This is a genomic window from Nonomuraea sp. B10E15 (assembly GCF_039871615.1).
GTDB lineage: Bacteria > Actinomycetota > Actinomycetes > Streptosporangiales > Streptosporangiaceae > Nonomuraea.
Genome location: NZ_JBDPMB010000020.1, coordinates 13,317 through 37,424, shown reverse-complemented (window position 1 = coordinate 37,424; position 24,108 = coordinate 13,317). Strand labels below are relative to the sequence as shown.

Below are 24,108 nucleotides of genomic sequence, written 5' to 3'. Positions count from 1 at the left end.
ATGCGGCTGCGCCATGCGGACGGCTCGACGGTGCACCTGTCCTACTGCACCAATGTCCACGCCGCGGAGGATCTCCCCGGCATCCACGGTCAGCTGTCCGGCGTCGCGGCGCGGGTCAGGCGCCTGCTCGGCGTCGAACGGCTCGGGCTCGGGCTGTGGCTGTCCCGGCACGCCGCCGCGGACCTCACCGCCCGGCCCGGGGAACTCGCGGCGCTGCGCGAGCGGCTGACCGCGCTCGGGCTGGAGGTCGTGACCCTCAACGGGTTCCCCTACCGCGGCTTCCACGACGAGATCGTGAAGTACCGCGTCTACACCCCTGACTGGGCCGACGAGGAGCGGCTGCGCCACACGCTCGGGCTCGCCGGGATCCTCGCCTCGCTGCTGCCGGACGACGTCACCGAGGGCACGATCTCGACCCTGCCTCTCGCCTGGCGGACCGGGTGGACGAGAGAGAAGGCGGCGGCGGTGATGGCCAATCTCGACGCGGTCGCCGAGGGCCTGCGCGCGCTGGCCGGCCGTACCGGCAAGGTGATCCGGCTGGGCTTCGAGCCGGAGCCCGGCTGCATCGTCGAGACGACGTCCCAGGCGGGCGCCCTGCTGAGTGACGTGGACCACGACCACCTCGGTCTCTGTCTGGACGCCTGCCACATGGCCGTGGGTTTCGAGGAGCCTGACGCGGGCGCCGCCTGCGGGTTGCCGATCGTGAAGCTCCAGGCGTCGTGCGCGTTGGTGGCGCCGCCGCGGGCGCAGCGGGCCCTGGCCGCGTTCGACGAGCCCCGCTTCCTCCACCAGACGCGCTCGGCCAGCGGATACACCGACGACCTGGGCGAGGCCCTGGCCGGTGGCCTGCCCGCGGACGAGAGCTGGCGGGTGCACTTCCACGTCCCGCTGCACGACGCGCCGCCCCCTCCGCTCGCCACCAGCGCCCCCTACCTGCGGCGCCTGCTGGAGGTGCTTGTCGGCAGGGAGCGTCCGCTGACCAGGCACGTCGAGGTGGAGACCTACACGTGGAACGTGCTTCCCGGCGCGCCGGCCGACATCGCGCACGGCATCGCCGCCGAGCTCCACTGGATGCGGGCGCAGCTGGCCGCCCTCGGGCTGAAGGAGACGTGGTGACTCCTCCGCTCCCTGAAGGGAGCGGCTTCTCGCTAAGCCGCTTGCGCAGCCTGGCGAAGGGCAAGCCCTGCCCTCACGATGTTGACCGCCGCGTTGACGTCGGCGTGTGCGGCATGCCCGCACGCCGTGCAGGCGAAGTCGGCCTGGGTGACGCGGTTCTCCTTCGCGTTGTGCCCGCAGCGGGCGCAGGTGCGGGAGGTGCCGGCGGGGTCCACCGCGATCAGCGTGCGACCGGCGCTTTCAGCCTTGTACGACAGGATCGTCAGGAACACCCCCCAACCCGCGTCCAGAATGCTCCGGTTGAGGCCGGACTTGGCGGCGACGCCCCGGCCGGGAGCTTCGATCGTGCCCGCCGCCGAGCGGGTCATGTTCGCGATCCGCAGGTCCTCGTGCACGATCACGTCATAGGCCCGGACCAGGGCGAGCGCGGCCTTGTGCGCGCCGTCCAGACGTTGCCTGCGCACCCTGGCGTGCAACGCGGCCACGCGGGCCACCGCCTTGCGCCGCCGCTTGGAACCCCGTTCCTTGCGGGCCAGAGCCCGCTGCGCGGCGGCCAGCCGGCCTGCGGAGGCGGCCAGGTGACGGGGATTGCTCAGATGCTGTCCGCCGCTGGTCGTGACGAGGGACGCCACGCCCACGTCGATCCCCGCGACCGCGCCGGTGGCGGGCAGCGGTTCAGCCGGCACGTCGTCGCACGACAGCACCACGAACCACCGGCTGCCTTCCCGCTTCACCGCGATCGTCTTCACCCGGCCCTTGACCGCGCGGTGCCGGTGGACGCGGACGTGCCCGACCCCCTGAAGGCGCACGTAGGTGGCGGTCGGGTGCTCGGGCTGGGAGTCCCACCGGCAGCCGTCACCGTCCTTCGGCCACTCGACCGTGTCGAACCGGCCACGCCCCTTGAAACGCGGAAAGCCCGGCGCGCGACCCTCGCCGACCCGCTTGAAGAACGCGCGAAACGCCTTGTCGAGCCGTCGCAGCGTGGCCTGCTGGGAAGAGAACGACCAACGCCCCTGCCCGTCCGCATCATCGGCGCGGATGTGTTTCAGCTCGGCCGACTGCTCGCCGTACCGGACACTCACCCCCGCCCTGGCATAGGCGGTACGGCGGTGCTCCAAAGCGGCGTTGTACAGCGTGCGGTGATCCTCCACACACGCCGCCAGCGCCGCCGCCTGCCGGGCGGTGGGGCGCAGCAGGAACTTGAACGACCTGCGCACACCCCACCCCCCCATCACGTTCGGTAACAACACCGCCACGATATCGGCTGGCGCCGACAAAACCAGGAAGGACATCCGTGATGCGCGGACCCGACAAGTCAGGGCACGCTCGGGCCTTGACGGCCCTCCCGCTCCCGATTCACCCGTCGCCCCAAGACGACGGTCCCCTCGGGAGACTCTGATGGCACCGCTGATCGTGATCAATGTGGTCGGGCTCACCCCGCGCCTTCTCGCGCACATGCCGAACGTGGCGAAGGTGGGCTCGGCGGCCGCGCTGCGGCCCGTGCTGCCCGCCGTCACCTGCTCGATGCAGGCCACCCTGCTGACCGGTTCGATGCCCCGCGACCACGGCATCGTGGGAAACGGGTGGTATTTCCGGGATCTCGGCGAGGTGCTGCTGTGGCGCCAGCACAACGCGCTCATCCAGGGCGACCAGCTGTGGACCGCCGCGACCGGCCTGCGCACCGCCAACGTCTGCTGGTGGTACGCGATGGGCGCGCCGACCGACCTGCTCGTCACCCCGCGTCCCGTCTACCACGCCGACGGCCGCAAGTCTCCCGACTGCTACACCCGCCCGCCCGCACTCCACGACGACCTCGAGGCCGCGCTGGGGCCGTTCCCCCTGTTCACCTACTGGGGACCCAACGCGGGGATCGCCTCCTCCGAATGGATCATCGCCGCGGCCCGCCGCATCCTGGCCCGCGAACGGCCGGATCTGCTGCTGGTCTACGTGCCGCACCTCGACTACGACCTCCAGCGGTACGGCCCCGCCGGTCCCGAGGCGATCGCGGCCGCCCGCGCCGTCGACGCCGCGCTGGCTCCGCTCCTGGCCGAGGACGCCGAGGTGGTCGTGCTCTCCGAATACGGCATCACCCCGGTGTCCCGCCCGGTGGACGTCAACCGGGCGCTGCGCACCGCTGGTCTCCTGGAGGTCTACGTCCAGGCCGGGATGGAGTACCTCGACCCGTGGACGTCCCGGGCCTTCGCCGTCGCCGACCACCAGGTGGCCCACGTGTACGTGCGCGACCCCGGCGACCTCGACCGCACCCGGGCCGTCATCGCCGAACTGGCCGGCGTGGACGAGGTGCTCGACCAGGCGGGGAAGGCGAAGTACGGGCTCGACCACGAGCGCGCCGGCGAGCTCGTCGCGGTGGCGGAGCCCGACGCCTGGTTCACCTATTACTACTGGCTCTCCGACGACCGCGCTCCGGATTTCGCCAGGCTCGTGGACATCCACCGCAAACCCGGCTACGACCCCGCCGAGTTGTTCATGGACCCGCGCGATCCGTTCGTCAAGCTGCGCGCGGGGGCGGCGCTCGCCAGGAAGAAGCTGGGGTTCCGGTACACGATGCGGGTGGTGCCGCTCGACCCGGCTCCGGTGCGGGGCAGCCATGGCCGGCTGCCGGATCTCCCCGACGACGGACCGCTGATCATCGCTCCCTTCGACCGTGACTCGTACGAGGCGACCGAGGTCAAGGGAGTCCTGGCCTCCCTGGCCGCCCGGGCAGGACGCTGACCGCGCACCGGCACCGCGGTCGCGGTCGCTGCGCCCCGTGGCTCGCGCGGCCCCGGTCGAAGGGCCGCGCGAGGGTGTGGCCGAGAGCCTCAGACGCGGGTCCAGCGCTGGTTGGCTCCTCCGGTGCAGGCCCAGATGCGCGCCCTGGTGCCGTTGGCGGTGCCGCTGACGTCCAGGCACTTGTTCGCCCCGACCGCGGTGATGCTGCCGTCGGCGTTGACGCGCCACTTCTGGTTGTCCTGGCCGTTGCAGTCCCAGATGATCACCGCAGTGCCGTCCGCCGTCCCGGCCCCGTTCACGTCCAGGCACTTGCCGCCATAAACCCGCAGCTCACCCGCGCTGGTCGAAGTCCACTGCTGGTTCGCCTGGCCATGGCAGTCCCAGATCTGCGCCTGCGCGCCGTTGGCCCGCGAGGCGCCGCTGACGTCCAGGCACCGGTTCGACCCCGCACCCCGCAGCACGCTCGTGCCGCCCGGCGTGCCGGCCAGTTCCTTGATGCGGATGTTGCGGAAGGACACCACGTCTCCGGACCCGTGGTTCTGGATGCCGATGTGGCCCTGCTGGAGCGAGCGGACCGGATCCGTGTTGGTGAAATCGTTGATTCTGCTGCCGTTCAGGAACACCTGCAGCCGCTCACCCTCCACCAGCAGCTCGTAGGTGTTCCACTCCCCCGGAGGGTTCAGCGCCGCGTCGCGGGCGGCGAGGTCGGCGGCCTGGATACCGTAGATCGCCCCGGTCGTCCTGTCCGCGGTGTCGGTCGCGTCGATCTGCACCTCGTATCCGGTGTCGAGCGCCGCGTCGGGGTCGCCGGTGGCCGGGAACCCGACGATCACGCCGGAGTTGGAGTCGCCGGTCATCTTCCAGTCGAGCTTGAGGGAGTAGGAGCTGAACTCCTTGGAGTCGTACCACAACATCCCCATGCCGCCCTGGGAGGTCAGCGTGGCGTCACTGTTGGCGAACGACCCCGGCCCCGCCTGCGACCAGCCCGTCGTCGAGCCGTTGTACAACGTCGTGTACCCGGTCTCCGGGCGGCAGTCGGCGTTGGCGGCCCCGGCCGCGTACCGGATTCCGCCGAGCAGCAGCGTGCGGAAGCTCGGATCGGCGTACGACTCCTGGGTGTGTCCCAGGCCGGTGTAGAACGCGCGGCCCGAGGACTGTGGCCGGCACCACGTGATCGGGTGATCGCCCATGCCGCCGCCGCTGTAGCTGCCCTCGTCCAGGCTCTGCAGCACCCGGACGTTCGGGCGCGGGTTGGAGCGGTAGTTGTACCACTCGTCGGTGCGTGACCAGGCCGCCCCGAGGTGGGCGGTCGCGGCGTGTGCCCGGTCCTCGTTCCGTACGGTGGCCTGCTGGATCGCCGGGTGGTTGCTGAACCAAGCTCCCATGAGCTGCCCGTAGTACGGCCAGTCGTACTCGGTGTCCGCGGCCGCATGCACCCCGACGTAACCGCCTCCGCCGTTCACGTACGTCTGGAAGGCGGCCTGCTGGGTGTCGTTCAGCACGTCACCGGTCGTGTTGAGGAACACCACCGCCTGGTACTGGGCCAGGTTGGCCGCGCTGAAGGCGCCCGAGTCCTCCGTCGCGTCGACGGCGAAGTCGTCGGCGGCCCCCAGGTCGCGGATGGCCTGGATCCCGGTGGGGATCGAGTCGTGCCGGAACCCGGCCGTCTTGGAGAACACCAGCACCTTGAAGGCGGCGGCCTGGGCGGGGATGGCGGGGATCACCGTCGCGGCGGCGATGATCGCCACCACCGCCACGGACAGCCGTCGCAGCACGGAGGGCGTTCGGTCGCTCCCCGCGGTGCGCCCGGGCGCGGAGGGGGTCGGATGTCGCAGCATGGTTGTCCCTTTCAGAGGCGGGTCCAGCGCTGGTTGGTTCCTCCTGTGCAGGTCCAGATGCGCGCCCTGGTGCCGTTGGCGGTGCCGCTGACGTCCAGGCACTTGTTCGCCCCGACCGCGGTGATGCTGCCGTCGGCGTTGACGCGCCACTTCTGGTTGTCCTGGCCGTTGCAGTCCCAGATGATCACCGCGGTGCCGTCCGCCGTCCCGGCCCCGTTCACGTCCAGGCACTTGGTGCCGTAGACGCGCAGCTCACCCGCGCTGGTCGAGGTCCACTGCTGGTTGGCCTGCCCGTTGCAGTCCCAGATCTGCGCCTGCGCGCCGTTGGCCTGCGAGGCGCCGTTGACGTCCAGGCACCGGCCCGACCCCACACCCTCCAAGGCACTCGTGCTTCCCGAGGGCGGGGTGCCGGTGTCGAGGGTGAAGGCGTCCACGTCGAACAGGTAACCCTGTCCGGTCGGACCGCGGAAGACCAGATACAGCGTCGTCGTGCCGGCCGGCGCGCCACTGAGGTTCGCCGAGACGTCGGTGAAGGTGTCCCAGCCGCCGGTGCTCGCCACGTCCGCCGTTCCCAGCAGCGTGCCCGTCGCCGAGCCCGCCCGCACCTCGATCCTGCCGCCCGCACCGGCCGAGGACACCCGGGCCGTGATGCTCGTCGCGTTCGCCAGGTTGTACGGCTGGAAGGAGATCCAGTCGCCGTCGTCGGTGAAGCCGACCGTCTCGCCGCCTTCCGCGGTGGCGTGCTCGGCCGTCTGGATGCCCTGCTGGGCGCCGAAGTGCTCAGCCTGCCGGTGCCGCGGCTGGAGCGTACGGGCGCTGGTGGAGGTCAGATCGCCCTTGTCGGTGTAGGAGGCCTCGAAGACGCCGTAGATGTTGGCCGCGGCGTCGTGCTCACCGTCGACCGGCACCGCGATGGAGCCCGAACAGCCGGTCCTGGAGGTGATCTGGTGGCGGTGGCTGTCGTGGCCGAGGAAGTAGGCGACGGTGACCTCGTCGCAGTCGATCGTGCCGTCCTCCGGGTCGCTGACGGTGACCTGGAAGGGCACGGTGTCTCCGAAGGAGAACAGTTGCCCGTCGGCAGGGGTGGTGAGGCTGACCGTCGGCGCGGTGTTGCCGACGGTCACGATCACGCTCGCCGTGCCGGTGAGACCCTGCGGATCCCGGACCGTGAGCGTCACCGTGTAGGTGCCGTTCGTGGTGTAGGTCTTGCTCGGATTCGCCGCCGTGGAGGTGGTGCCGTCACCGAAGTCCCACGAGAAGCTCAGCGCGCCGCCCTCCGGATCCGAGCTGCCCGCCGAGGAGAAGGTCACCGCCAGCGGAGCCGGTCCCGACGTCTTGTCGGCGGACACCTTGGCGATCGGATTGCGGTCGGCGCTGCCGATGTACTCGATGCGGTACAGCGCCTGGTTGTTGTTCCCGGTGCCGTAGTCGAGGACGTACAGGGCCCCGTCGGGGCCGAAGGCCATGTCCATCACCTGCGTCCCCGACCAGGGGAACGCCGAGATCTCCCCGTAGGCGCCGTCCGACCTGACCTCGATCGCCTTGATCCACCGCCGGCCGTACTCACCGGCGAAATACCGCCCGTCGAGCGCCTGGGGGAACTTGACGGCCGAATTCAGGTTGGGGTCGTAACGGTAGACCGGGCCACCCATCGGCGACTCCGACCCGGAGCCGAACTCCGGCGGGCTTCCGGCGTCCCCCGCGTACCGGATCCAGGCCGGCTTCGCCGGGGGCAGCGCGGTCAGGCCGGTGTTGCGGAAGGAGTTGTTGGCGGGGCCGCCCGCGCAGTCGTACTTCGGACCGGTGCTGTTGGTGGCGAAGTTCCACTCGTTGTAGGTCTCGCTGGTGGTGTTCGTGCCCGTGCAGTACGGCCATCCGTAGTTGCCGGGCCCGGTGATGCGATCGAACTCCACCTGCCCGCTCGGCCCGCGGCTGGAGTTGGTCACGCCCGCGTCGGGCCCGTAGTCGCCGAGATAGACGACGCCGGTCGCCTTGTCCACGCTCATCCGGAACGGGTTGCGGAAGCCCATCGCGTAGATCTCCGGCCGGGTCTTCGCCGTCCCCGGCGGGAACAGGTTGCCGCCGGGGATCGTGTAGCTGCCGTCGGGCTGCGGTTTGATGCGCAGGAGCTTGCCACGCAGGTCGTTGGTGTTGGCGGACGAGCGCTGGGCGTCGTACTGCGGGTTGCGGTTGGTCCGCTCGTCCAGCGGGGAGTAGCCGCTCGACTCGAACGGGTTGGTGTCGTCGCCGGTGGTCAGGTACAGGTTGCCGGCGGCGTCGAAGTCGATGTCCCCGCCCACGTGGCAGCACTGGCCACGGTCGTTCTGCACCCGGAGGACCACCTTCTCGCTGCTCATGTCGAGGGTGCCGTCCGTCTTGAGGGTGAACCGGGACAGGTAGAGCTCGCCCTTCCACTGGTCGAACTGGTCCTGCGTGCCGGTGCTCGGCGCATCGCCGTTCGGCGTGCTCAGCCGCGGGGAGTAGTAGAGCCAGAGGTGCCGGTTCGACGCGAAGCCGGGGTCGACCGCCACTCCCTGGAGGCCCTCCTCGTCGTGGGTGTAGACGTTGAGCCTGCCGGCCACCGTCGTGTCGCCGTCGACGTCGGTGACCCGGACCGTGCCGTCGCGCGCCGTGTGCACCACCGACCGGTTCGGCATCACGGCCAGCGACATCGCCTCACCCAGTTCCGCGCCACCCGACGCGAGGGACACCTGCTGGTAGTCGGACGCCGGGATGTCGAGGGCGTTCGCAGGGCAGGCGTTGAGCGCGAGCGCTCCGGGCATGATGAGCGCCATCGTGGTCAGCAGGGTGAGCCACGGACGTCGGGACATGAGTGTTCCCTCCTGCAGCAGGAAGACCGGTCAGGGCGAGGTGCCCGGGATTCTGCTCCGTGGCCGGAGGAGTGCCCCCTCCGGCCACGTCGGGAGACGAGGATCGTCGTCAGGCGGACGGTGTCAGGGGCTGGTCCACTTCTGGTTGGCGCCGCCGTGACAGCTCCAGATGTGCACTTCGGTGCCGTTGGCGGTGCCGGCGCCGCTGACGTCGAGGCACTTGTTCGCCCCGACCGCGGTGATGCTGCCGTCGGCGTTGACGCGCCACTTCTGGTTGTCCTGGCCGTTGCAGTCCCAGATGATCACCGCGGTGCCGTCCGCCGTGCCCGCCGCGTTCACGTCCAGGCACTTGGTGCCGTAGACGCGCAGCTCACCGGCGCTGGTCGAGGTCCACTGCTGGTTGGGCTGCCCGTTGCAGTCCCAGATCTGCGCCTGCGCGCCGTTGGCCTGGGAAGCGCCGTTGACGTCCAGGCAGCGGCCCGACCCCACCCCCTTGTACGCGCTCGTGCTCCCCGGAGGCCGGTCCTGGGGCCCGGCGGACGCCATCACGGCCTGGGCGCCGGCCGGCCAGGCGCCGTTGGTGACGGTGACGTTGTTGTTCACCACGTTGCCGCGGTCGCCGTTGGTGACGTTGGTGCTGCCGTTGGTCGACCAGTTGCCGGTGACGGTGAAGTCGCCCATGTTCTCGCCGTACCAGTAGTTGGCGGTGGCCCAGGTGCCGGTGTTCGACAGCACGTTGTTCCTGACGGTGTAGTGCCGCGAGCCCTCGTCGAAGTAGATGCCGAACCAGCCGTTGGTGCGCAGGCAGTGGTTGTCGCTGATCACCGCGCCCGGGTTCCACGACAGCGTGTAGATGCAGCCGCCGTCGGTCATCTGCTGCATGACGTCGTGCACGTAGTTGCCGATGAGCCGGTTGCCGGAGGCGGTGGTGGCCGTGGTGTAGCGCGGCTGGAAGTCGTACAGGCCGCGGTCGGCGTAGTGGGTGCTGCCGCCCGGCTCGTTGGCGCCCCAGCCGTACCCGATCGACATGCCGGTGTACGGCATGTTGTAGACCTCGTTGTGGGACACGTCGGTGCCGGTGACGTAGGTGGTCAGGACCGAGACGACGCCCCGGTGGTCCAGGCCGAGGTCGTGGATGGTGTTGTCGCTGACGGTGATGTTCCGGTTGACCATCCGCTGGTCACTCGGGTGGTGCGCGTCGGCGCGCACGCCGCCGACCACGATGCCGCCGGCCGAGCTACGGGCGATCTCCGACCGGGTGACCGTGATGTCGGCCGCGCCCAGGCCGACACCGCTGGCGTGCGCGTTGGCGTCGTTGCCGATGCCGATGGCCGTCTGTCCCAGGTTGACGAAGCGCGAGTCGGTGAAGGTGACGGTGTTCGCCGCGGAGACCTGCACGGCGGCCGGCATCTGGTGCCAGTTCGGCCGGGTCGCCTCGAACTGCCTGCAGCCCTGGTGGCAGGAGGTGAAGGCGGGCCAGTTCCAGTTGCCCGCTATGTAGGCGCCGGTCTGCTGGTCCACGTAGCCCTGGTCGCCGCTGGGGCCGAGCCAGCTCGTACCGGTGAAGGTGACCCCGCTGAACGCGATGTGGTGCGCGGGCGCGTCGTAGGTTCCCCCGACGTGCACCAGCGACTGGAGCACCGGCAGCTCCACGCTGGCGTTACCCATGTTCTGCCCGGCGAGCGGGATGTAGGACAGGGCGCCCGTCGCCGGGTCGAGGTACCACTCCCCCGGCGAGTCGAGGAACTCGTAGGCGTTGACCAGATAGAGCGGGCCGGCCCGGTGCGGGCTGGTGAAGGTGTCGTACCCGAAGTTGTTGTTGTTCCAGGCGGGCTGCCGCATCGTGATGAGGTTTCCGCTGATGCTCCGCACCGGCGCGTACCGGTCGGTGAACGAGCCGACGCTCTCCATCTCGACCCGGCCCTGGTTGGCGAGGTTGTTCAGGTAGCTCAGCGCACCGCTGGTGAAGCTCATTCCGGTGCTGCTCGCGGTGAAGTCGGACCGGTTGACGGCGGTGCGCGCCCGGGTGGCGAGCGCGCCGTCGACGTACAGCTGCCGGGTGTCGATCCCGGCGCCGACGTTGGCGCGCCAGATGTTCTTTCCCGAGTCCGCCACGGTCCATCCGCTGACCGCCCTGGCTCCGCTGATGACCGGGACGGCCCCCTCCGCGGCCTGCCATCTGACGGAGTAGCCGTTGTTCCCGGAGTCGGCGGCGGTCAGCCTGAGCGGCGCGGACAGCCGATACACCCCGCCCGCCAGCTCCACGACGATGTCACCGGACATCCCGGCGTTCAGCGAACGTACCGCCGCCTGCGCCGCGGCCGGCGAGCACGGCTGGGCGGAGGTGCAGGCGGTGCCGGTGCCGGCGGGGGACGCGTGCAGGGTCGTGGTGGCCGCGACGGCCGGGGTGGCGGAGGCGACGAGGGCGGACGCCGCGGCAAGCGCGGCGGTGACGACGCCGATCAGGATCGGTCTCAGCATCGTGACGGATGGACGTAAGGGCACAGTTGTTCCTTCGGGGGTAGGCGTATGGCCAGGTCACACCCTGATCCTCAGACAGGTGACGCCTTCGCGGGGTGGAGCGGGCGGGGACCGCCGGCCTCGCTCCTAATTACCTTCGGATCAGGGATACCCGTCAAGCCCTTAAGCCTGCTCATTTCGCGGTTCAGGCACTGATCGCATGGCCATGGTGAGCTTGTTCATACGTTCATCAGCAGTAATGCCTGCGGCCGCGCAGATCCGCGCCGACAACCCTCGAATGAACCGTTCATATGTGTCGTACTCATCGGACACCACTCGTGGCGGAGAGGGTCGGCTCATCCGTCATACTTTTGCAGGGAACGGCGAGGAGGAAGCACGGTGACCGACACCCCGCGCGAAAGCGGATACCGGCCGGGTTACGAGGTGGCCGCCGAGCAGGTGCTGGAATTGATCGTCGAGCTCGGCCTGCGTCCGGGCGACCGCATGCCGACCGAGAACGAGCTGGCCCGGCAACTGGGCACCAGCCGCACCGTGGTGCGCGAGGCGGTGAAGATACTCTCCGCGCTCGGCCGCGTACGCGCCCAGAAGGGCCGCGGCCTGTACGTGGCCGACGACGAGGGGATGCTGGGCACCGGGCGCTGGGGCTCCTTCTTCCTCCCGACCGACCTCGACCACGTCTACATGCTGTTCGAGTTTCGCCGGGCGCAGGAGATGGAGACCAGCCGACTGGCCGCCCGCCGCGCCACCCCTGCCGAGCTGAGGGCCATCGAAGAAGGGGCCGGCCTGTGCCGCCACGGCTTCGAGACCGGACGCGAGGAGCTGTTCAACGAGGGCGACGACGCCTTCCACACCGCCATCGCCACGGCCTCGCACAACATGTTCCTCCAGGTCGCCGTGCGGGAGGCCCGTAGGCTGCAGGCGCAGTCGAGCCTCATCGGCCTGCGCGGCTCGGTGGGCGGGCACGCCGCCAAGGCCGTCGAGGAGCACGACGCCATCTACCAGGCCATCCGCGCCGGCGATCCGGAAGCGGCTGCCCAGTCCGCGGCCACGCACATCGACAACACCCTCGACGACTACCGCAGGGAGATCCAACAGCGCCTTTTCTTCTCGTCCCACTGATCCGGCCGTCTCTGACCGGTTCGGCCTGGCACTCGGAACGACGTGAAAGTTTCATCGCGATGGATCGGCGGTGGGCGCGGCCGGCTGTCCTGGTCAGGCGGAAGAGCGAACGAGGGCTCTCGGGCGAGGCCCCCGTTGTCGGGGGTGCCGGCCCTTGACAGGTCCTGTCACAGCCATATTTGCTCCTCTACGCCATCCCCATCGACCGCCCCAAAGAAGGAGAAGCGAGTACGGCGGCGTTTAGTTAACGCTAACATCATAAAATCCAGGCCCATTGTGCCGAGTACGCGACGGCGCCGGTTCCCGATCGGCCGAAAATGGCGCGCGCCCGGTCGGTCCGGTATCACCGGACAAGAGAGCAGAAACTCCGGCCGCCCACGCCCTCAAGGTGACAGCAGTGGCTTCCCTTTCACGTGTGTCACCACGAGACCAGCAAAGGAATGTGCGTGATGTCGAGGCTCAGGTTACTTTTCACAGCTGTCGCGTCGGCGGCACTGCTCATCGTTCCGGCCACGGGGCAGACGGCGCTGGGCGACAGCGCGGCCCCGTCACCCGCTGAACAGAGCGCCCTCGCGCCCACCGCGGGATGCGGCGCAACCCCGACGCTGACCAGCGGAACTCATTCGATCACCACGAGCGGCAAGAACCGCAACTACATCCTGAGGATTCCAGACAACTACACCAACACAACCCCCTACCGGTTGATCTTTGGATTTCACTGGAACGGCGGCACCGCCAACGATGTCGACTCGGGCGGAACCAGCGACTATCCGTGGTCCTACTACGGGCTCAGAGCGTTGTCGGACAACACCGCGATCTTCGTCGCGCCCCAGGGCCTGAACAACGGCTGGGCCAACTCGGGCGGTGAGGACGTCACCTTCGTCGACGACATGATCCGGGAGATCGAGGCGGACCTCTGCGTGGACACCTCACAACGCTTCGCCCTGGGCTTCAGCTACGGCGGCGGCATGAGCTATGCGCTCGCATGCGCCCGGGCGACGGTCTTCCGCGCGGTGGCGGTTTACGCCGGCGCGCAGCTCAGCGGGTGCAGCGGCGGCACGGAGCCCGTCGCGTACATCGGACTGCACGGCCTCAGGGATCCGGTGCTCAACATCTCAGCGGGCCGGTCGCTCCGCGACAGGTTCGTCAGGAACAACGGTTGCACGCCCCAGAACCCGCCGGAGCCCGCGCAGGGCAGCCTGACGCACATCGTCACCTATTACTCGGGATGCCGGACCGGGTATCCGGTCGCGTGGGCGGCGTTCGACGCGGGCCACACCCCCGGTCCCGTTGACGGGAGGCCGGGCGACTTCGAACCTGGCGAGAACTCCTGGACCAGACCGGTGGTCTGGGAGTTCTTCACGCAGCTGGGAGACGGCGACCCGAACCCGCCGGACACGAGCGCGCTGCGGGGTGCGGGGTCGGGCCGGTGCCTGGACGTCAACGGCGCCTCGCGGGCCAACGGCGCGCAGGCGCAGATCTGGGACTGCAACGGGCAGCCCAACCAGCAGTGGACCTCGACCAGCGCGGGTGAGCTGCGCGTCTACGGCACCAAGTGCCTGGACGTGAACGGGGCCGGGACGGCGGACGGCACCGCGGTGATCATCTGGGACTGCAACGGCCAGGACAACCAGAAATGGCGCGTCAACGCCGACGGCAGCATCACCGCGGTCGGGGCGAACAAGTGCCTGGACGTCAGCGGCGCCGGCACCGCCAACGGCACCAGGCTGCAGATCTGGAGCTGCCACGGCGGCGCCAACCAGAAGTGGACCCGCTCCTGACCAACCTGCGACAGCCGGCCACGCGCCATCGCCACACGGGCGAGGCTTCCGGCGGCGGTCTGCCCTATCCGCTCCATGCTGATCAAGATCCACCGTGGGAGAAGAGGAGTGAGTCATGGCCCGAGTCCTCGTCCTGACCGGCGATGCGGCGGAAGAGCTGGACTCCATGTACCCCGTCTTCCGGCTCCGGGAAGGTGGCCATGAGGCCATCGTGGCCGCCCTCACCACGCGTGCGGTGAAGCTGGTGGTCCACGACTTCGAGCCGGGCTGGGACGCCTACACCGAGAGGCCCGGCCACCGGTTGCCGGTGGATCTCGCCTTCGCCGACGTGCGCCCCGAGGACTACCAGGCACTGGTGATCCCGGGCGGCCGCGCGCCGGAGTACATCCGCACCGATCCCGACGTCGCCCGCATCGTGCACCACTTCTTCGAACGCGGCTTGCCGGTGGGCACGATTTGCCACGGCCCGCAGGTGCCCGCCGCGCTCGGCCTGCTGCGCGGCCGTACCACGGCGGCGTTCCCGCCGCTGAGGGCCGACATGGAGATGGCTGGTGCGACCTTCGTGGACGCCCCCGACGTGGTGGACGGCGCGATGGTCTCCTGCCGTGGCTGGCCGGACCTGCCTGAGTGGTCACGTGCCTTCATGCGCGTGCTGGAGGGCGCGAACGTGTCGTTGTAGGTCGACACGCCGCAAGCACGACCGGCCCTGGCGCTCCACGCCGCACAGACGCGGCGCGGCCGACAGGGCCGCCGTGCGCCCGTATCCAGCGATCGCTGGATACGGGCAGGATGGTTTCTTGCTGGACGGTCACGGCACCGCGAGGGCCGCGTGGTGTGGTTCAGGTCATCGCCCGGGCTCGTTCGATCTTGGAGCTGTCGGCGAGCTTGAGCCAGACGACTCCGGCGACGATCACGGCCAGCCAGAAGCCCTTGACGGGCGTGAGCGTTTCGTTGAAGAAGACCGGTCCGAGGAGCGCTGCTCCGATGGCACCGATGCCGGCCCAGACGGCGTAGCCGATGCCGACGTCGATCCCCTTCAGGGCGACGCTGAGGAAGAACAGCGTGAACAGGAAGAAGACGATCGCGACGATCGACCAGGCAGGGTTGGTGAAGCCTTGGCTGCCGTTGACGCTGAGGGCGTAGCCAACCTCGAAGGCTCCGGCCAGGAGCAGTGCCACCCAGGGGCCGGCCTTCTTCTCCGTGTCGGGCGGGGTGAGGGCCTGGAATGCGGTGGTCATGGGGATTCGTGTCCTTTCGGGGTGCTCGGATGAGCAGGGGTCAGGCGGTTCCGGCGAGGTTGAGGCCGACGACTCCGGCGATCACGACGGCAATGCCGAGGAGCTTCTTCCAGGTCAGGCGCTGGGAGAGGAGGAGGGCGCCGATGATGACGACCCCGACGCCTGCCAGGGAGGTCCACAGGGCGTAGCCGATGCCGACGTCGAAGGTCAGCAGGGCGAGGCTGAGGAAGAAGGTGGCGATCGCGCCGCTGACGAGGGTGCCGATGGTCCACGACAGTTTCGTGAAGCCCTGCGCCTGGCCCGCCGCCATGCCGACGGCGACCTCGAAGATGACGGCGATGCCCAGGTAGAGCCAGCTCATGACGGTGTTCCTCTCGATTCACTTTCCGGACGCGCGGGCGCGTTCCCGGCAGGGTGGTTGCTGTCGAGGTAGCGGGTGAACGGCTCGTCGCCGCGCGCAACGGGCAGCGGGCGCAGCAGTTCGGCCCGGTGCTCATCGGTGATGCCGAACGCTGGATAGCTGGCCCGGTAGTCGAAGCCGAAGGCGGCGACCTCATCGCGATCGACGGCAACGTAGATCGCCTCAACGCCGCGGTCGACCGCGTACCGGTAGCACAGCCCGCACGGCTCCCCGGTAGCCAGCAGCACGGTGCCGGCCAGGCTGTCGAGACCGTGGGTGGTCATGGCGTCGCGCATCGCGACGACCTCGGCGTGCGCGGTCGGGTCGCCGGTCTCCCGGACCCGGTTGACTCCGAACTCCGAGATCACCTCCCCTCCGGCCTCCACGAGGACGCCGACGAAGGGCAGCCCACCGGCCGCAACGTGGGTGACGCAGGCCTCGACGGCCAGGTCCATGACCGGTTCCAGGTCGGACGCGGACACGATCATGACCGGTCCTCCGCCTGCGGAGCGCGGTGTCCTGCCTCCTGCGCGGCGAGCTGGTCGACGACCTTCTTCAACCGGGTCGCCGACGGCACCCCGCGCAGGACGTGCCCCCCGATGACGACGCCGGGCACCGCGTCGATCCCGACGACGTTCACGGCATAGTCCTGATCTTCGCGCTGGCGGATCCGGCGCTCCTCGCTGTGAAGTGCCTGTAGGGCCTCAGCGCGGTCGAGGCCGGCCGAGGTGGCGACGTCGAGGATCACGTCGTCCTCGCCGATGTTCCGGTCCTCCTGGAAGAAGGCCTGGAACATCGCCTCGGTGTAGGCCTCGGCCCTGCCCCGTTCCTGGGCGAGCTGCAGCACCATGAACGCCTTCTCGGTACGGGGCTGCGGCGAGACCGAGGGCAGCGTCATCGGCACGCCGACACGCTCTGCCATCGGGTACACCGCGTCCTTCCACACCCGCGGCAGGTACTCGTCTTCCGGCCGCAAGGTGGGCACCGGGTCAGGGCGCAGCTCGAACGGGCGAATCGTCACCTCCACATCGCGCTCACGCCTGAGCTCTTCGATCGCCGGCTCGACGAGGAAGCAGAAGGGGCAGACGTAGTCGACGAACACATCGACCTGGGTGGTCATGGCACGATCCTTTCTCAAATTATTGTCTGTACATGCAGATATATGCGCAGAGAGCGGGACGTCGCAGTCCCGCTCCGCGGCGTCAGGGTCCGACGAGCGCGCCCACCTCGGCGAGGGCACCGGCGACGAGACGTGCGTCCAGGTGGGGGAAGTGGATGGCGGGCTTGCTCAGCAACTCCTGGACGCGAGCCTCGTAGGAGTCGCGGACCTCCGCCAGCAACGTCTCCGCACGCTCGTCGATGACGGCGTAGACGCCCCGGCCGTCGTCCGGGCAGACGTCACGGCGAGCGAGGCCCTTTGCCTCCAGCCGGCTGACCAGGCGCGTGGTCGAGCTGGGATTCAGGCCGACTCGCTGGGCGAGGTCGTTGACCCGCAACTCCTTGTCCGACGCCTGACTCAGGAAGGTCAGCGCCCGGAACTCGGTCAGCCCGAGCCGGTAGGTATCGGCAAGCCACTTGTCCAGACTCGCGTCCACCGCGGAGGCGAACACCGCCACTTGCGACCAGGCGGCACTCACACTGCCTCCACGGGAGGCATGCGATCCAGATAGCTGCATGTGCATGCAATTAAGTTACCACAGGCCGGCCGCGAGTCAAGCCAGGCCAGGGAGCGCGCCGTCAGCAAACGCCCTCTGATCCCGTCGGGCAGACGAGACGTCCCCGCTATCGTGCACGAACGGAAGGAAAGCCGGACCGGGAGTGAACCAGTGAGCAGAAAGCAGGCGACCGACCCGACAACTCTCCGAAGCGCCACGAATGATCACCTCGCAAGCACGGTGGGAGCATGGGCCGGCGGGGCTACCTCTGTCGAGGGGTTTCTCCGGCGGGTCGTCGCCGATCTTGACCGGATGCCGATGTTGCGCGTTCACCATGCCGAATTCCAGCATTACGGCTCTGGATACGCGTCCTACGTCGATGTCTTCATCACCAAGCGCGACGGATCGATGCGCCGTTCCGAGAGCGGCCGGACAGAAGTTGAAGGGCTGCCCCTGGCGCTGTGTCGGCTCGCTCCGCTGGCAGCACTGTTCAAGCCCGACATTCATTCATCGGGGCCTGGCGGCGCCGGCAGTCGCGGCCTGCCGGATCTGTCGCTGGTCACGGATACAGCTCTTCCGGGATGGGAGGAGGAGTTTCGGCAGATCGGCCAGGTGCTCGATCGACACGATATCGCCCTGCTCGGTTCCCAGGTCCTCAGCCTGCCGTTAGAGGCCGGGCTTCGGGTGGAGACAATTCTTGGGAGCCCGCCGTACCGCGTGTTCGATGCCTGGTTTCACTGGATGGATTGATACATCGAGAATGGCCCGACCGGCCGGCGCGTGACCTGCGTCCCGTCCTTCTGCGAGCTCCTCGGCCCGGCCTTTCCCGCTGACGCTGGGCTTCGCGAGGCCCGCGCGATGCGTGCAGTATGGATCACACGGCCTGCTCCGCCCGGCGCCAACGATCTCGTAGGGATCGCCGTCGCCGACGCGGTCTTCGAGGCCATCGTTCACCCGATCCCCATGAGCCTTGGCGCAGGCGTCACCCCAGGGAGCATCCATGTCCACGCTGGTGTTGGTTCACGGTTTCTGGCACGGCTCCTGGTGCTGGAGCGAAGTCGTTCCCCATCTGGCGGCGGCCGGGCGCCCGTCCGTCGCGGTGGACATGGCAGGACACGGGCTGCATGCCCGCCGTCCTCAGTGGTTCACCGGACAGCCGTACAACCGCGAGGCGGTCGGCACCGAGGTTTCGCCCCTGGCGGACGTGAGTCTCGACGCTGCGACCGAGTTGCTGACTTCGCAGATCAAGCGGATCGGCGGTGGCGAGCCGGTCACGGTGGTCGCCCACAGCGCGGCCGGTCCGGTGCTGACGCGAACGGCCCAGGAGACACCCGGGCTGGTGGCGCACGCGGTGTACCTCACCGCGTACATGCCGGCGTCAGGCGTGTCCGCGGCGGCGTACACGCGGCTTCCGGAGGCCGCCGATGACCGTGTCGCGCCGTTGTTGCAGGGCGACCCGGCCAGGACGGGCGCGCTGCGGCTCGACCTCGCCACGGACGACGCGGCCTACCGGCGGCGGCTGTACGAAGCGTTCTACGGTGACGTGGACCCGGTCCTGGCCGACGCCGCCACCGGCCTGCTGACGCCCGACGGCCCGATCGGCATCATGCTGGGTACGACCACCCTGACTCGTGACGGCTGGGGATCCGTGCGGCGCACGTACATCACCTGCACGCGGGACATGGCCGTCCGGCCGTCCCTGCAGGCGAGGTTCATCGCCGAGGCCGACGCGGCGTTTCCCGACAACCCGATCTCCGTCGTCGCGCTCGACGCCTCCCACTCCCCCTTCCTCTCCATGCCCGGCGAGCTGGCCGACGTCATCATCCCGCTCGGCTGACAGGAAGCCGTCTGCACCCGCCGCGGCACCCACCGCGCGCCGATGTGACGGCGGGCGTAGGCACAATGACCTTCCGGAGGTTCGTGGGGGTTCCGATGACGAAAATTTCTGATACCGAAATTCTGTTATCGTTGTTACATGGCTGATCGGGAAGAGGTTCGCCAGCGCATCATCGACGCCACGACCGAGCTGCTGCGGGACAAGGGCCGCGAAGGAGTGACGACGCGCACCGTCAGCGCGGCGGCCGGCGTGCAGGCGCCCACGCTCTACCGCCTGTTCACCGACATGAACGGGCTGCTCGAAGCGGTCGCGGCCGACGGGTTCGCGCGCTACCTCGCCCGCAAGCACAGCCAGGCGCTCTCCGACGACCCCGTGGACGACCTGCGCCGCGGCTGGGACACCCATGTCGGCTTCGGCCTGGAGAACCCGGAGCAGTATCTGCTCATGTACGGCCGGCCGACCCCGGGGTCCCGCAGGCGCAGCACCGAGCAGGCGATGGCGCGGCTGCGCCTGCTGGTCGAACGCATCGCCGTCGCGGGCCGGCTCTCCGCCGCTGTCGAGACGGCCATGGACATCGTCCACTCGGCGGGCGTCGGCCTCACGCTCAACCTCATCGGCACCCCTCCCGAGGAGCGCGATCCCGCCCTGTCCGGCCGCCTGCGCGAGGCCGTCCTCGCGGCGATCACCACGGACGTCCCGGCCGGCCCGCCGAGCGTGGCCCAGCGGGCCGTGGGACTGAAGGCCGTCCTCGGCGAGGTGCCGGACCTGTACACGCCGGGCGAGCGGGCCCTGCTGAACGAGCTTCTCGACCGGGCCGCGAGCCACGCCCCGGCCCGCTGAGGTCGCGGGCGACGGGTGCGGGCACGCGGGCCCGCAGAGGTCAGAGCAGCTTGTCCCGGGTGAAGGGGACGTCCCTGAGACGCCGGCCGATGGCGTGGTAGATCGCGTTGCCGACGGCCGCGGGAACGCCGGTTCCGGGCGTCTCGCCGAATCCGCGGATCCCGGTCAGCTCGGCGTCCGCCCCCGGCCGGTCCACGAACAACGCCTCCACCGACGGCGTGTCCGCGCAGACCGGAACCAGGTAGGTGGACAGGTTCGGGTTGACGACCCGCGCGGTGTTCGGGTCCACCATCGTGTGCTCCATCAGCGCGAAGCCGATCCCCCACGTCACACCGCCGATGACCTGCCCGCGCGCGGTCCGGCGATTGAGCACCCGGCCCAGGTCGTGCGCGGTCACCACCCGGGTCACGCGCACCCTGCCCAGCCTCGGGTGGATCCGTACCTCCAGGAACACCGCGCCGAACGAGTGCCCGGCCGTGTTCCTCTTGCTTCCGGTCACCTCGACGGGGTTGCCGTGGCGGGTCATGACGTCGCGGTAGGTGTCCCTGCGGTCGCGGTCGCCCCGGGCGTACAGGCGGCCGTCCTCGGTCACGACCTCGTCAGCCGGCACGCCGTGCAGCGGGGAGCGCGGGTCGGCGACGGCGAGCGCGATCACGGCGGTCCGCGCGCTCGCCGCCGCCTCTGCCGTCGGGGCGGCCATGCTGGGCATCGTGGACGACCCGGCCGACAGGGAAGCGTCGGGGTAGGCGGTGTCGCCGAGCAGCGTCGTGACGTGGTCGAGCGGCATGCCGAGCCCTTCGGCGACGATCTGGGTGAGCACGGTGTAGGTGCCGGTGCCGATCTCCTGGGTGGCGGTCCGCAGGGTCGCGCGCCCGTCGGCGCCGATGGTGAGCCGGGCCTGGGACGGGATGGCGCCGTGGGTGTGGGTCTCGGTGGCCATGCCCCAGCCGACGTACTCGTCCCCGTCCCTGGTGGTGCCCGGCTTGGGGTTGCGCCGGGCCCAGCCGAACGCCTCGGTCGCGGCCCGGTAGCACTCCAGCAGTCGCTTGTCGGCGTAAGGCGTGGGGGGCTCGGTCTGCTGGTCGACCTCGGTGTGGTTGCGTATCCGGAGCTCCACCGGGTCGATGCCGAGCTCGTAGCTCAGCTCGTCCATGGCGGTCTCGAGGCCGAAGTGAGCGGTCGTCTCCGGCGAGCGCATGTAGCTCGACGTCGGCAGGTCGAGCCGCACACCAAGCTGCCGTACGTGCACGTTCGGGCAGGCGTACAGGCGCACCGTGGAGTCGCTGCCGTTGTAGATGTTCTCCTCGACGCGGGTCACCTGAGCCGTCGAGGTGCTGACGATGGCGGTCAGCGCGCCCTCGCGGTCGGCGCCCAGCCGGAGGTGGTGGCGGTACTCGGCGCGGTGACCGTTGGAGGTGAACATCTGCGCGCGCGACAGCACCAGCTTCACGGGCCGGCCGCAGAGTTGCGCCGCCGCCGCGGTGAGCAGCGTGTGCGGATAGATGGGGGCCTTGGCGCCGAACCCGCCGCCCAGGTAGGGAGAGATGACCCTGACGCTTTCCTGAGGCTTGTCGAACGCGGTCGCCACGGCGTCACGGGCGAGGACCACGCCCTGCGTGCTCTCGTACAGGGTCAGCGTGCCGCCCTCCCAGACGGCGGTGGTGGTGTGCGGCTCGATCGGGTTGTGGTGCTGCATCGGGCTGCTGTAGCTCTGGTCGATGCGTACCGCGGCCTGTTCGAGTGCCGCGGCGGCATCGCCGCGGGCGAGCTCGTTGGGCCTGTCGCGGAACTTCTCCGGCAGGAACGCCTCGTCGAGCACGTCCGCCATCCGCGCGACCGGATCCTCCGCCCGATAGCGCGCCTTCACCAGGTTGGCGGCCTCCTGTGCCTGCTCCAGGGTCTGGGCCACGACGTACGCGACGGGCTGCCCGTGGTGGTGCACCCGCGTGTCCTGCAGGGGGATATAACGCCTGTTGTACGGGAAGTTCGGCAGGTTCAGCCTCGGCATGTCGGCGTGGGTGTAGACCGCGACGACGCCGGGATGCGCCAGCGCCGCCCTGCTGTCGATCTCCAGGACCTCGCCGCGGGCGATCGTGCTCATCACCAGAGCGCCGTGCAGCGCACCGGGCACCTCCTGGTCCGCGGCGTAGCGGGCCGCGCCGGTGACCTTCGCCCGGCCGTCCACCCGCGCCACGCCCTGCCCCACCAGCCCGCTCATCGAAGCCCTCCCAGCTCGCTGAGGATGCTCACCAGCGCCCGCTGGACGAGCTCGACCTTGAACCTGTTCCCCTCGTACGGCTTCGCGTCCCTGACCAGGAGCCGGCCCGCCTCGTTGATCGCCTGCCCGGTGAGCGGCCGGCCCCGCAGCGCCGCCTCGGCGCGGGTGTCCCGCCACGGGCGGGTGCCCACGCCGCCGAACGCCAGCCGTACGTCCCGTACCACGCCGCCCCTCGTCCGCAGCGCGGCCGCCACCGACACCACCGCGAACTCGAACGTGGCCCGGTCGCGCAGCTTCAGGTAGCGCGACTGCCTGGTGAGGGCCGTGCGCGGCACGTCCACCCTGGTGATCAGCTCGCCTGGGCGCATCGTGGTCTCCCGGTCCGGGGTGGACCCGGGGAGGAGGTAGAAGCCGGCGATGGGGACGGCGCGCTCGCCGCCGGGACCGAGCAGGTGCACGGTCGCGTCCAGGGCGGTCAGCGCCACCGCCAGGTCCGACGGGTGCGTGGCGATGCAGTGCTCGCCGCCTCCCAGGATCGCGTGTCCCCGGTTCTGCCCGGTGATCGCCGGGCAGCCACTGCCCGGCACCCGCTTGTTGCAGGGTGAGGCCGCGTCGCGGAAGTACCCGCACCTGGTGCGCTGCAGCAGGTTTCCGCCGATCGAGGCCATGTTGCGGACCTGCGGGGACGCCGAGGCCAGCAGCGCCTCCGACAACATCGGGAACTCCCGCCGCACTCCGGGGTGCTCGGCGACCTGCCGCATCCGGGCCGCCCCGCCTATCCGCAGCGAGCCGGAGCCGACGGCGATCGTGCCGAGGTCCAGCCGGTTGACGTCGATGAGGTGGTCGTGGGCCTCCGCGCCGTCGCGCATCAGGTTCAGCAGGTCCGTGCCGCCTGCCACGAACGTCGAGTTGGGGGTGTTCGCGGCCGTCCGTACCGCCTCGGCCGGATCGCGGGCGACGGTGTAACCGAAGGCCCTCATCGCCGCACCTCCTTCGCGGCGTCGGCGACGGCGGCGACGATGTTCTGGTACGCCGCGCACCGGCACAGGTTCCCGCTCATCCACTCGCGGATCTCCGCCTCCGAACCGGCATGCCCCTCGTTGATGCAGGCCACGGCGGACATGATCTGGCCGGGAGTACACGCGCCGCACTGGAAGGCGTCGTTCCGGATGAACGCCTCCTGCACCGGATGCAGGTCCTCTCCCCGCGCCAGCCCCTCCACCGTGGTGATCTCGGCTCCCTGCCGCATCACCGCCAGCGTCAGGCACGACTTGACCCGCTCGCCGTCGACCAGCACCGTGCACGCTCCGCACTCGCCCCGGTCACAGCCCTTCTTGGTGCCGGTCAGGCCGAGCCGCTCCCGCAACGTGTCCAGCAGCGTCACCCTCGGCTCCAGGACGACCTTGCGCAGCCGCCCGTTGATCGTCATCGCGACTTCCATCGACGCCCCGGGGGCGACGGCGTACGCCTGAGCGGTGGCGGTCCGGGCGGCGGCGGGAGCGGCGACGCCCGTCCCGGCCACGGCCGCTCCCGCCGCGCTCACCGCGACGGCCTTGAGCACCGCACGGCGGGTGTGCACGGGTCTGTCGCCGTCGTCGTCCGCAGGCGCGTCCAGCAGGCGCTGACGCACCTCGGCGATCTTCGCGCCCGTCTCCGGATCCGGGTCGTCGGTGAGGTCGAACGAGGTGGACGCGGCGAGCAGCGGCTGCACGACCCGATGGGCGTGCCGGCTGGCAGGGTGCGCCAGGAACTCGCCATAGGCGGCCAGGTCCTCGACGACGAAGACGGCGCCCCACTCGTACTCGCCGCTGTGGTCACGGCCGACCAGGAAGGACGTCACCGACGGGACGTTCCGTCCCTGGTCGCGCAGGCTTTCGAGGGCTTTCGTCCGTTGTTCCGGTGGCGCCTTCGCTTCGAAGGTGAATCTGCTGCCGTGGTAGATCATCATGCTCCTTCTCCGTACGGACCGGCTCTGCGACAGGCGAAAGCCCGGTCATGGCCCCGCGAGCTCCTCCGGACGG

General features: G+C 69.9%; 20 protein-coding genes. 8 read left to right on the top strand and 12 right to left on the bottom strand.

The window, feature by feature from the left end; genetic code table 11:
- Complete coding sequence (gene eboE / locus ABGB14_RS38025; protein WP_347648697.1) at nucleotides 1-1,116, top strand: metabolite traffic protein EboE; 1,116 nt, start codon at nucleotides 1-3, stop codon at nucleotides 1,114-1,116.
- Between the two features lie 32 nt (nucleotides 1,117-1,148).
- On the opposite strand, the gene ABGB14_RS38020 is transcribed toward eboE, so the two are convergent.
- A complete protein-coding gene (locus ABGB14_RS38020) occupies nucleotides 1,149-2,333 on the bottom strand; it encodes a transposase (protein ID WP_347648696.1) in 1,185 nt (394 codons plus the stop codon).
- A gap of 181 nt (nucleotides 2,334-2,514) precedes the next feature.
- On the opposite strand from ABGB14_RS38020, the gene ABGB14_RS38015 reads away from it, so the two are divergent.
- Nucleotides 2,515-3,849: a nucleotide pyrophosphatase/phosphodiesterase family protein gene (locus ABGB14_RS38015; RefSeq protein WP_347648695.1), complete on the top strand. Its 1,335-nt coding sequence runs from the start codon at nucleotides 2,515-2,517 to the stop codon at nucleotides 3,847-3,849.
- A gap of 89 nt (nucleotides 3,850-3,938) precedes the next feature.
- Here the strand turns inward: ABGB14_RS38015 and ABGB14_RS38010 are convergent, their stop codons facing one another.
- The 3 genes from ABGB14_RS38010 to ABGB14_RS38000 form a co-directional block, all read right to left on the bottom strand.
- Nucleotides 3,939-5,687 carry a ThuA domain-containing protein gene (locus ABGB14_RS38010; protein WP_347648694.1) on the bottom strand — a complete coding sequence of 583 codons (1,749 nt, stop codon included), beginning with the start codon at nucleotides 5,685-5,687 and terminating at the stop codon, nucleotides 3,939-3,941.
- An 11-nt stretch (nucleotides 5,688-5,698) separates the two neighbouring features.
- A complete protein-coding gene (locus tag ABGB14_RS38005; protein ID WP_347648693.1) occupies nucleotides 5,699-8,518 on the bottom strand; it encodes a carbohydrate-binding protein in 2,820 nt (939 codons plus the stop codon).
- Between the two features lie 123 nt (nucleotides 8,519-8,641).
- Nucleotides 8,642-10,999 carry an RICIN domain-containing protein gene (locus tag ABGB14_RS38000; RefSeq protein ID WP_347648692.1) on the bottom strand — a complete coding sequence of 786 codons (2,358 nt, stop codon included), beginning with the start codon at nucleotides 10,997-10,999 and terminating at the stop codon, nucleotides 8,642-8,644.
- 378 nt (nucleotides 11,000-11,377) lie between these two features.
- Between ABGB14_RS38000 and ABGB14_RS37995 the strand changes: the two genes are divergently transcribed.
- The 3 genes from ABGB14_RS37995 to ABGB14_RS37985 all read left to right on the top strand — a co-directional run bounded on the left by ABGB14_RS37995 (nucleotide 11,378) and on the right by ABGB14_RS37985 (nucleotide 14,578).
- A complete protein-coding gene (locus ABGB14_RS37995) occupies nucleotides 11,378-12,118 on the top strand; it encodes a FadR/GntR family transcriptional regulator (RefSeq protein ID WP_347623412.1) in 741 nt (246 codons plus the stop codon).
- A gap of 449 nt (nucleotides 12,119-12,567) precedes the next feature.
- On the top strand, nucleotides 12,568-13,899 hold the full coding sequence (locus ABGB14_RS37990) for a ricin-type beta-trefoil lectin domain protein (RefSeq protein WP_347648691.1): 1,332 nt from the start codon (nucleotides 12,568-12,570) through the stop codon (nucleotides 13,897-13,899).
- Between the two features lie 115 nt (nucleotides 13,900-14,014).
- The gene (locus tag ABGB14_RS37985; protein ID WP_347648690.1) at nucleotides 14,015-14,578 is read left to right on the top strand and encodes a DJ-1/PfpI family protein; all 564 of its coding nucleotides are present in this window, start codon (nucleotides 14,015-14,017) and stop codon (nucleotides 14,576-14,578) included.
- Nucleotides 14,579-14,738: 160 nt separating this feature from the next.
- Here ABGB14_RS37985 and ABGB14_RS37980 read toward each other — a convergent pair whose 3' ends face one another.
- From ABGB14_RS37980 to ABGB14_RS37960, 5 genes are all read right to left on the bottom strand, one after another.
- The gene (locus ABGB14_RS37980) at nucleotides 14,739-15,137 is read right to left on the bottom strand and encodes a multidrug efflux SMR transporter (protein ID WP_347648689.1); all 399 of its coding nucleotides are present in this window, start codon (nucleotides 15,135-15,137) and stop codon (nucleotides 14,739-14,741) included.
- Between the two features lie 40 nt (nucleotides 15,138-15,177).
- Nucleotides 15,178-15,498: a multidrug efflux SMR transporter gene (locus tag ABGB14_RS37975; RefSeq protein WP_347648688.1), complete on the bottom strand. Its 321-nt coding sequence runs from the start codon at nucleotides 15,496-15,498 to the stop codon at nucleotides 15,178-15,180.
- Complete coding sequence (locus ABGB14_RS37970) at nucleotides 15,495-16,025, bottom strand: nucleoside deaminase (protein ID WP_347648687.1); 531 nt, start codon at nucleotides 16,023-16,025, stop codon at nucleotides 15,495-15,497. Before ABGB14_RS37970 ends, ABGB14_RS37975 begins: the two co-directional genes overlap by 4 nt.
- Nucleotides 16,022-16,657, bottom strand: a complete 636-nt coding sequence (locus tag ABGB14_RS37965) for a DsbA family protein (RefSeq protein WP_347648686.1) — start codon at nucleotides 16,655-16,657, stop codon at nucleotides 16,022-16,024. The genes ABGB14_RS37970 and ABGB14_RS37965 overlap by 4 nt, the downstream gene beginning before the upstream one ends.
- Before the next feature lie 82 nt (nucleotides 16,658-16,739).
- Nucleotides 16,740-17,174 (bottom strand): MarR family transcriptional regulator, encoded by a 435-nt coding sequence (locus tag ABGB14_RS37960; protein ID WP_347648685.1) that lies wholly within the window; start codon nucleotides 17,172-17,174, stop codon nucleotides 16,740-16,742.
- A 189-nt stretch (nucleotides 17,175-17,363) separates the two neighbouring features.
- Between ABGB14_RS37960 and ABGB14_RS37955 the strand changes: the two genes are divergently transcribed.
- From ABGB14_RS37955 to ABGB14_RS37945, 3 genes are all read left to right on the top strand, one after another.
- Complete coding sequence (locus tag ABGB14_RS37955; RefSeq protein WP_347648684.1) at nucleotides 17,364-17,942, top strand: hypothetical protein; 579 nt, start codon at nucleotides 17,364-17,366, stop codon at nucleotides 17,940-17,942.
- Between the two features lie 250 nt (nucleotides 17,943-18,192).
- On the top strand, nucleotides 18,193-19,029 hold the full coding sequence (locus ABGB14_RS37950) for an alpha/beta fold hydrolase (RefSeq protein ID WP_347648683.1): 837 nt from the start codon (nucleotides 18,193-18,195) through the stop codon (nucleotides 19,027-19,029).
- A 138-nt stretch (nucleotides 19,030-19,167) separates the two neighbouring features.
- Nucleotides 19,168-19,869 carry a TetR/AcrR family transcriptional regulator gene (locus tag ABGB14_RS37945; RefSeq protein ID WP_347648682.1) on the top strand — a complete coding sequence of 234 codons (702 nt, stop codon included), beginning with the start codon at nucleotides 19,168-19,170 and terminating at the stop codon, nucleotides 19,867-19,869.
- A 40-nt stretch (nucleotides 19,870-19,909) separates the two neighbouring features.
- Here the strand turns inward: ABGB14_RS37945 and ABGB14_RS37940 are convergent, their stop codons facing one another.
- From ABGB14_RS37940 to ABGB14_RS37930, 3 genes are read right to left on the bottom strand one after another with little or no spacing between them, the layout of a single operon-like run.
- Nucleotides 19,910-22,087, bottom strand: a complete 2,178-nt coding sequence (locus ABGB14_RS37940) for a xanthine dehydrogenase family protein molybdopterin-binding subunit (RefSeq protein ID WP_347648681.1) — start codon at nucleotides 22,085-22,087, stop codon at nucleotides 19,910-19,912.
- Nucleotides 22,084-23,067, bottom strand: coding sequence for a xanthine dehydrogenase family protein subunit M (locus tag ABGB14_RS37935; RefSeq protein WP_347648680.1), 984 nt, complete (start codon nucleotides 23,065-23,067; stop codon nucleotides 22,084-22,086). Before ABGB14_RS37935 ends, ABGB14_RS37940 begins: the two co-directional genes overlap by 4 nt.
- A complete protein-coding gene (locus ABGB14_RS37930) occupies nucleotides 23,064-24,035 on the bottom strand; it encodes a 2Fe-2S iron-sulfur cluster-binding protein (protein WP_347648679.1) in 972 nt (323 codons plus the stop codon). The genes ABGB14_RS37935 and ABGB14_RS37930 overlap by 4 nt, the downstream gene beginning before the upstream one ends.
- Between the last annotated feature and the right edge of the window lie 73 nt (nucleotides 24,036-24,108).

What these genes read in the sequence shown, in the direction of transcription:
- ABGB14_RS38010 (WP_347648694.1), bottom strand. Translation starts at nt 5,687, where the DNA reads ATGCTGCGACATCCGACCCCCTCCGCGCCCGGGCGCACCGCGGGGAGC.
- ABGB14_RS37970 (WP_347648687.1), bottom strand. Translation starts at nt 16,025, where the DNA reads ATGATCGTGTCCGCGTCCGACCTGGAACCGGTCATGGACCTGGCCGTC.
- ABGB14_RS37980 (WP_347648689.1), bottom strand. Translation starts at nt 15,137, where the DNA reads ATGACCACCGCATTCCAGGCCCTCACCCCGCCCGACACGGAGAAGAAG.
- ABGB14_RS37975 (WP_347648688.1), bottom strand. Translation starts at nt 15,498, where the DNA reads ATGAGCTGGCTCTACCTGGGCATCGCCGTCATCTTCGAGGTCGCCGTC.
- ABGB14_RS37985 (WP_347648690.1), top strand. Translation starts at nt 14,015, where the DNA reads ATGGCCCGAGTCCTCGTCCTGACCGGCGATGCGGCGGAAGAGCTGGAC.
- ABGB14_RS37930 (WP_347648679.1), bottom strand. Translation starts at nt 24,035, where the DNA reads ATGATGATCTACCACGGCAGCAGATTCACCTTCGAAGCGAAGGCGCCA.
- ABGB14_RS37945 (WP_347648682.1), top strand. Translation starts at nt 19,168, where the DNA reads ATGGCTGATCGGGAAGAGGTTCGCCAGCGCATCATCGACGCCACGACC.
- ABGB14_RS38000 (WP_347648692.1), bottom strand. Translation starts at nt 10,999, where the DNA reads ATGCTGAGACCGATCCTGATCGGCGTCGTCACCGCCGCGCTTGCCGCG.
- ABGB14_RS38005 (WP_347648693.1), bottom strand. Translation starts at nt 8,518, where the DNA reads ATGTCCCGACGTCCGTGGCTCACCCTGCTGACCACGATGGCGCTCATC.
- ABGB14_RS37965 (WP_347648686.1), bottom strand. Translation starts at nt 16,657, where the DNA reads ATGACCACCCAGGTCGATGTGTTCGTCGACTACGTCTGCCCCTTCTGC.
- ABGB14_RS37990 (WP_347648691.1), top strand. Translation starts at nt 12,568, where the DNA reads ATGTCGAGGCTCAGGTTACTTTTCACAGCTGTCGCGTCGGCGGCACTG.
- ABGB14_RS37935 (WP_347648680.1), bottom strand. Translation starts at nt 23,067, where the DNA reads ATGAGGGCCTTCGGTTACACCGTCGCCCGCGATCCGGCCGAGGCGGTA.
- ABGB14_RS37950 (WP_347648683.1), top strand. Translation starts at nt 18,193, where the DNA reads ATGTCCACGCTGGTGTTGGTTCACGGTTTCTGGCACGGCTCCTGGTGC.
- ABGB14_RS38015 (WP_347648695.1), top strand. Translation starts at nt 2,515, where the DNA reads ATGGCACCGCTGATCGTGATCAATGTGGTCGGGCTCACCCCGCGCCTT.
- ABGB14_RS37940 (WP_347648681.1), bottom strand. Translation starts at nt 22,087, where the DNA reads ATGAGCGGGCTGGTGGGGCAGGGCGTGGCGCGGGTGGACGGCCGGGCG.
- eboE (WP_347648697.1), top strand. Translation starts at nt 1, where the DNA reads ATGCGGCTGCGCCATGCGGACGGCTCGACGGTGCACCTGTCCTACTGC.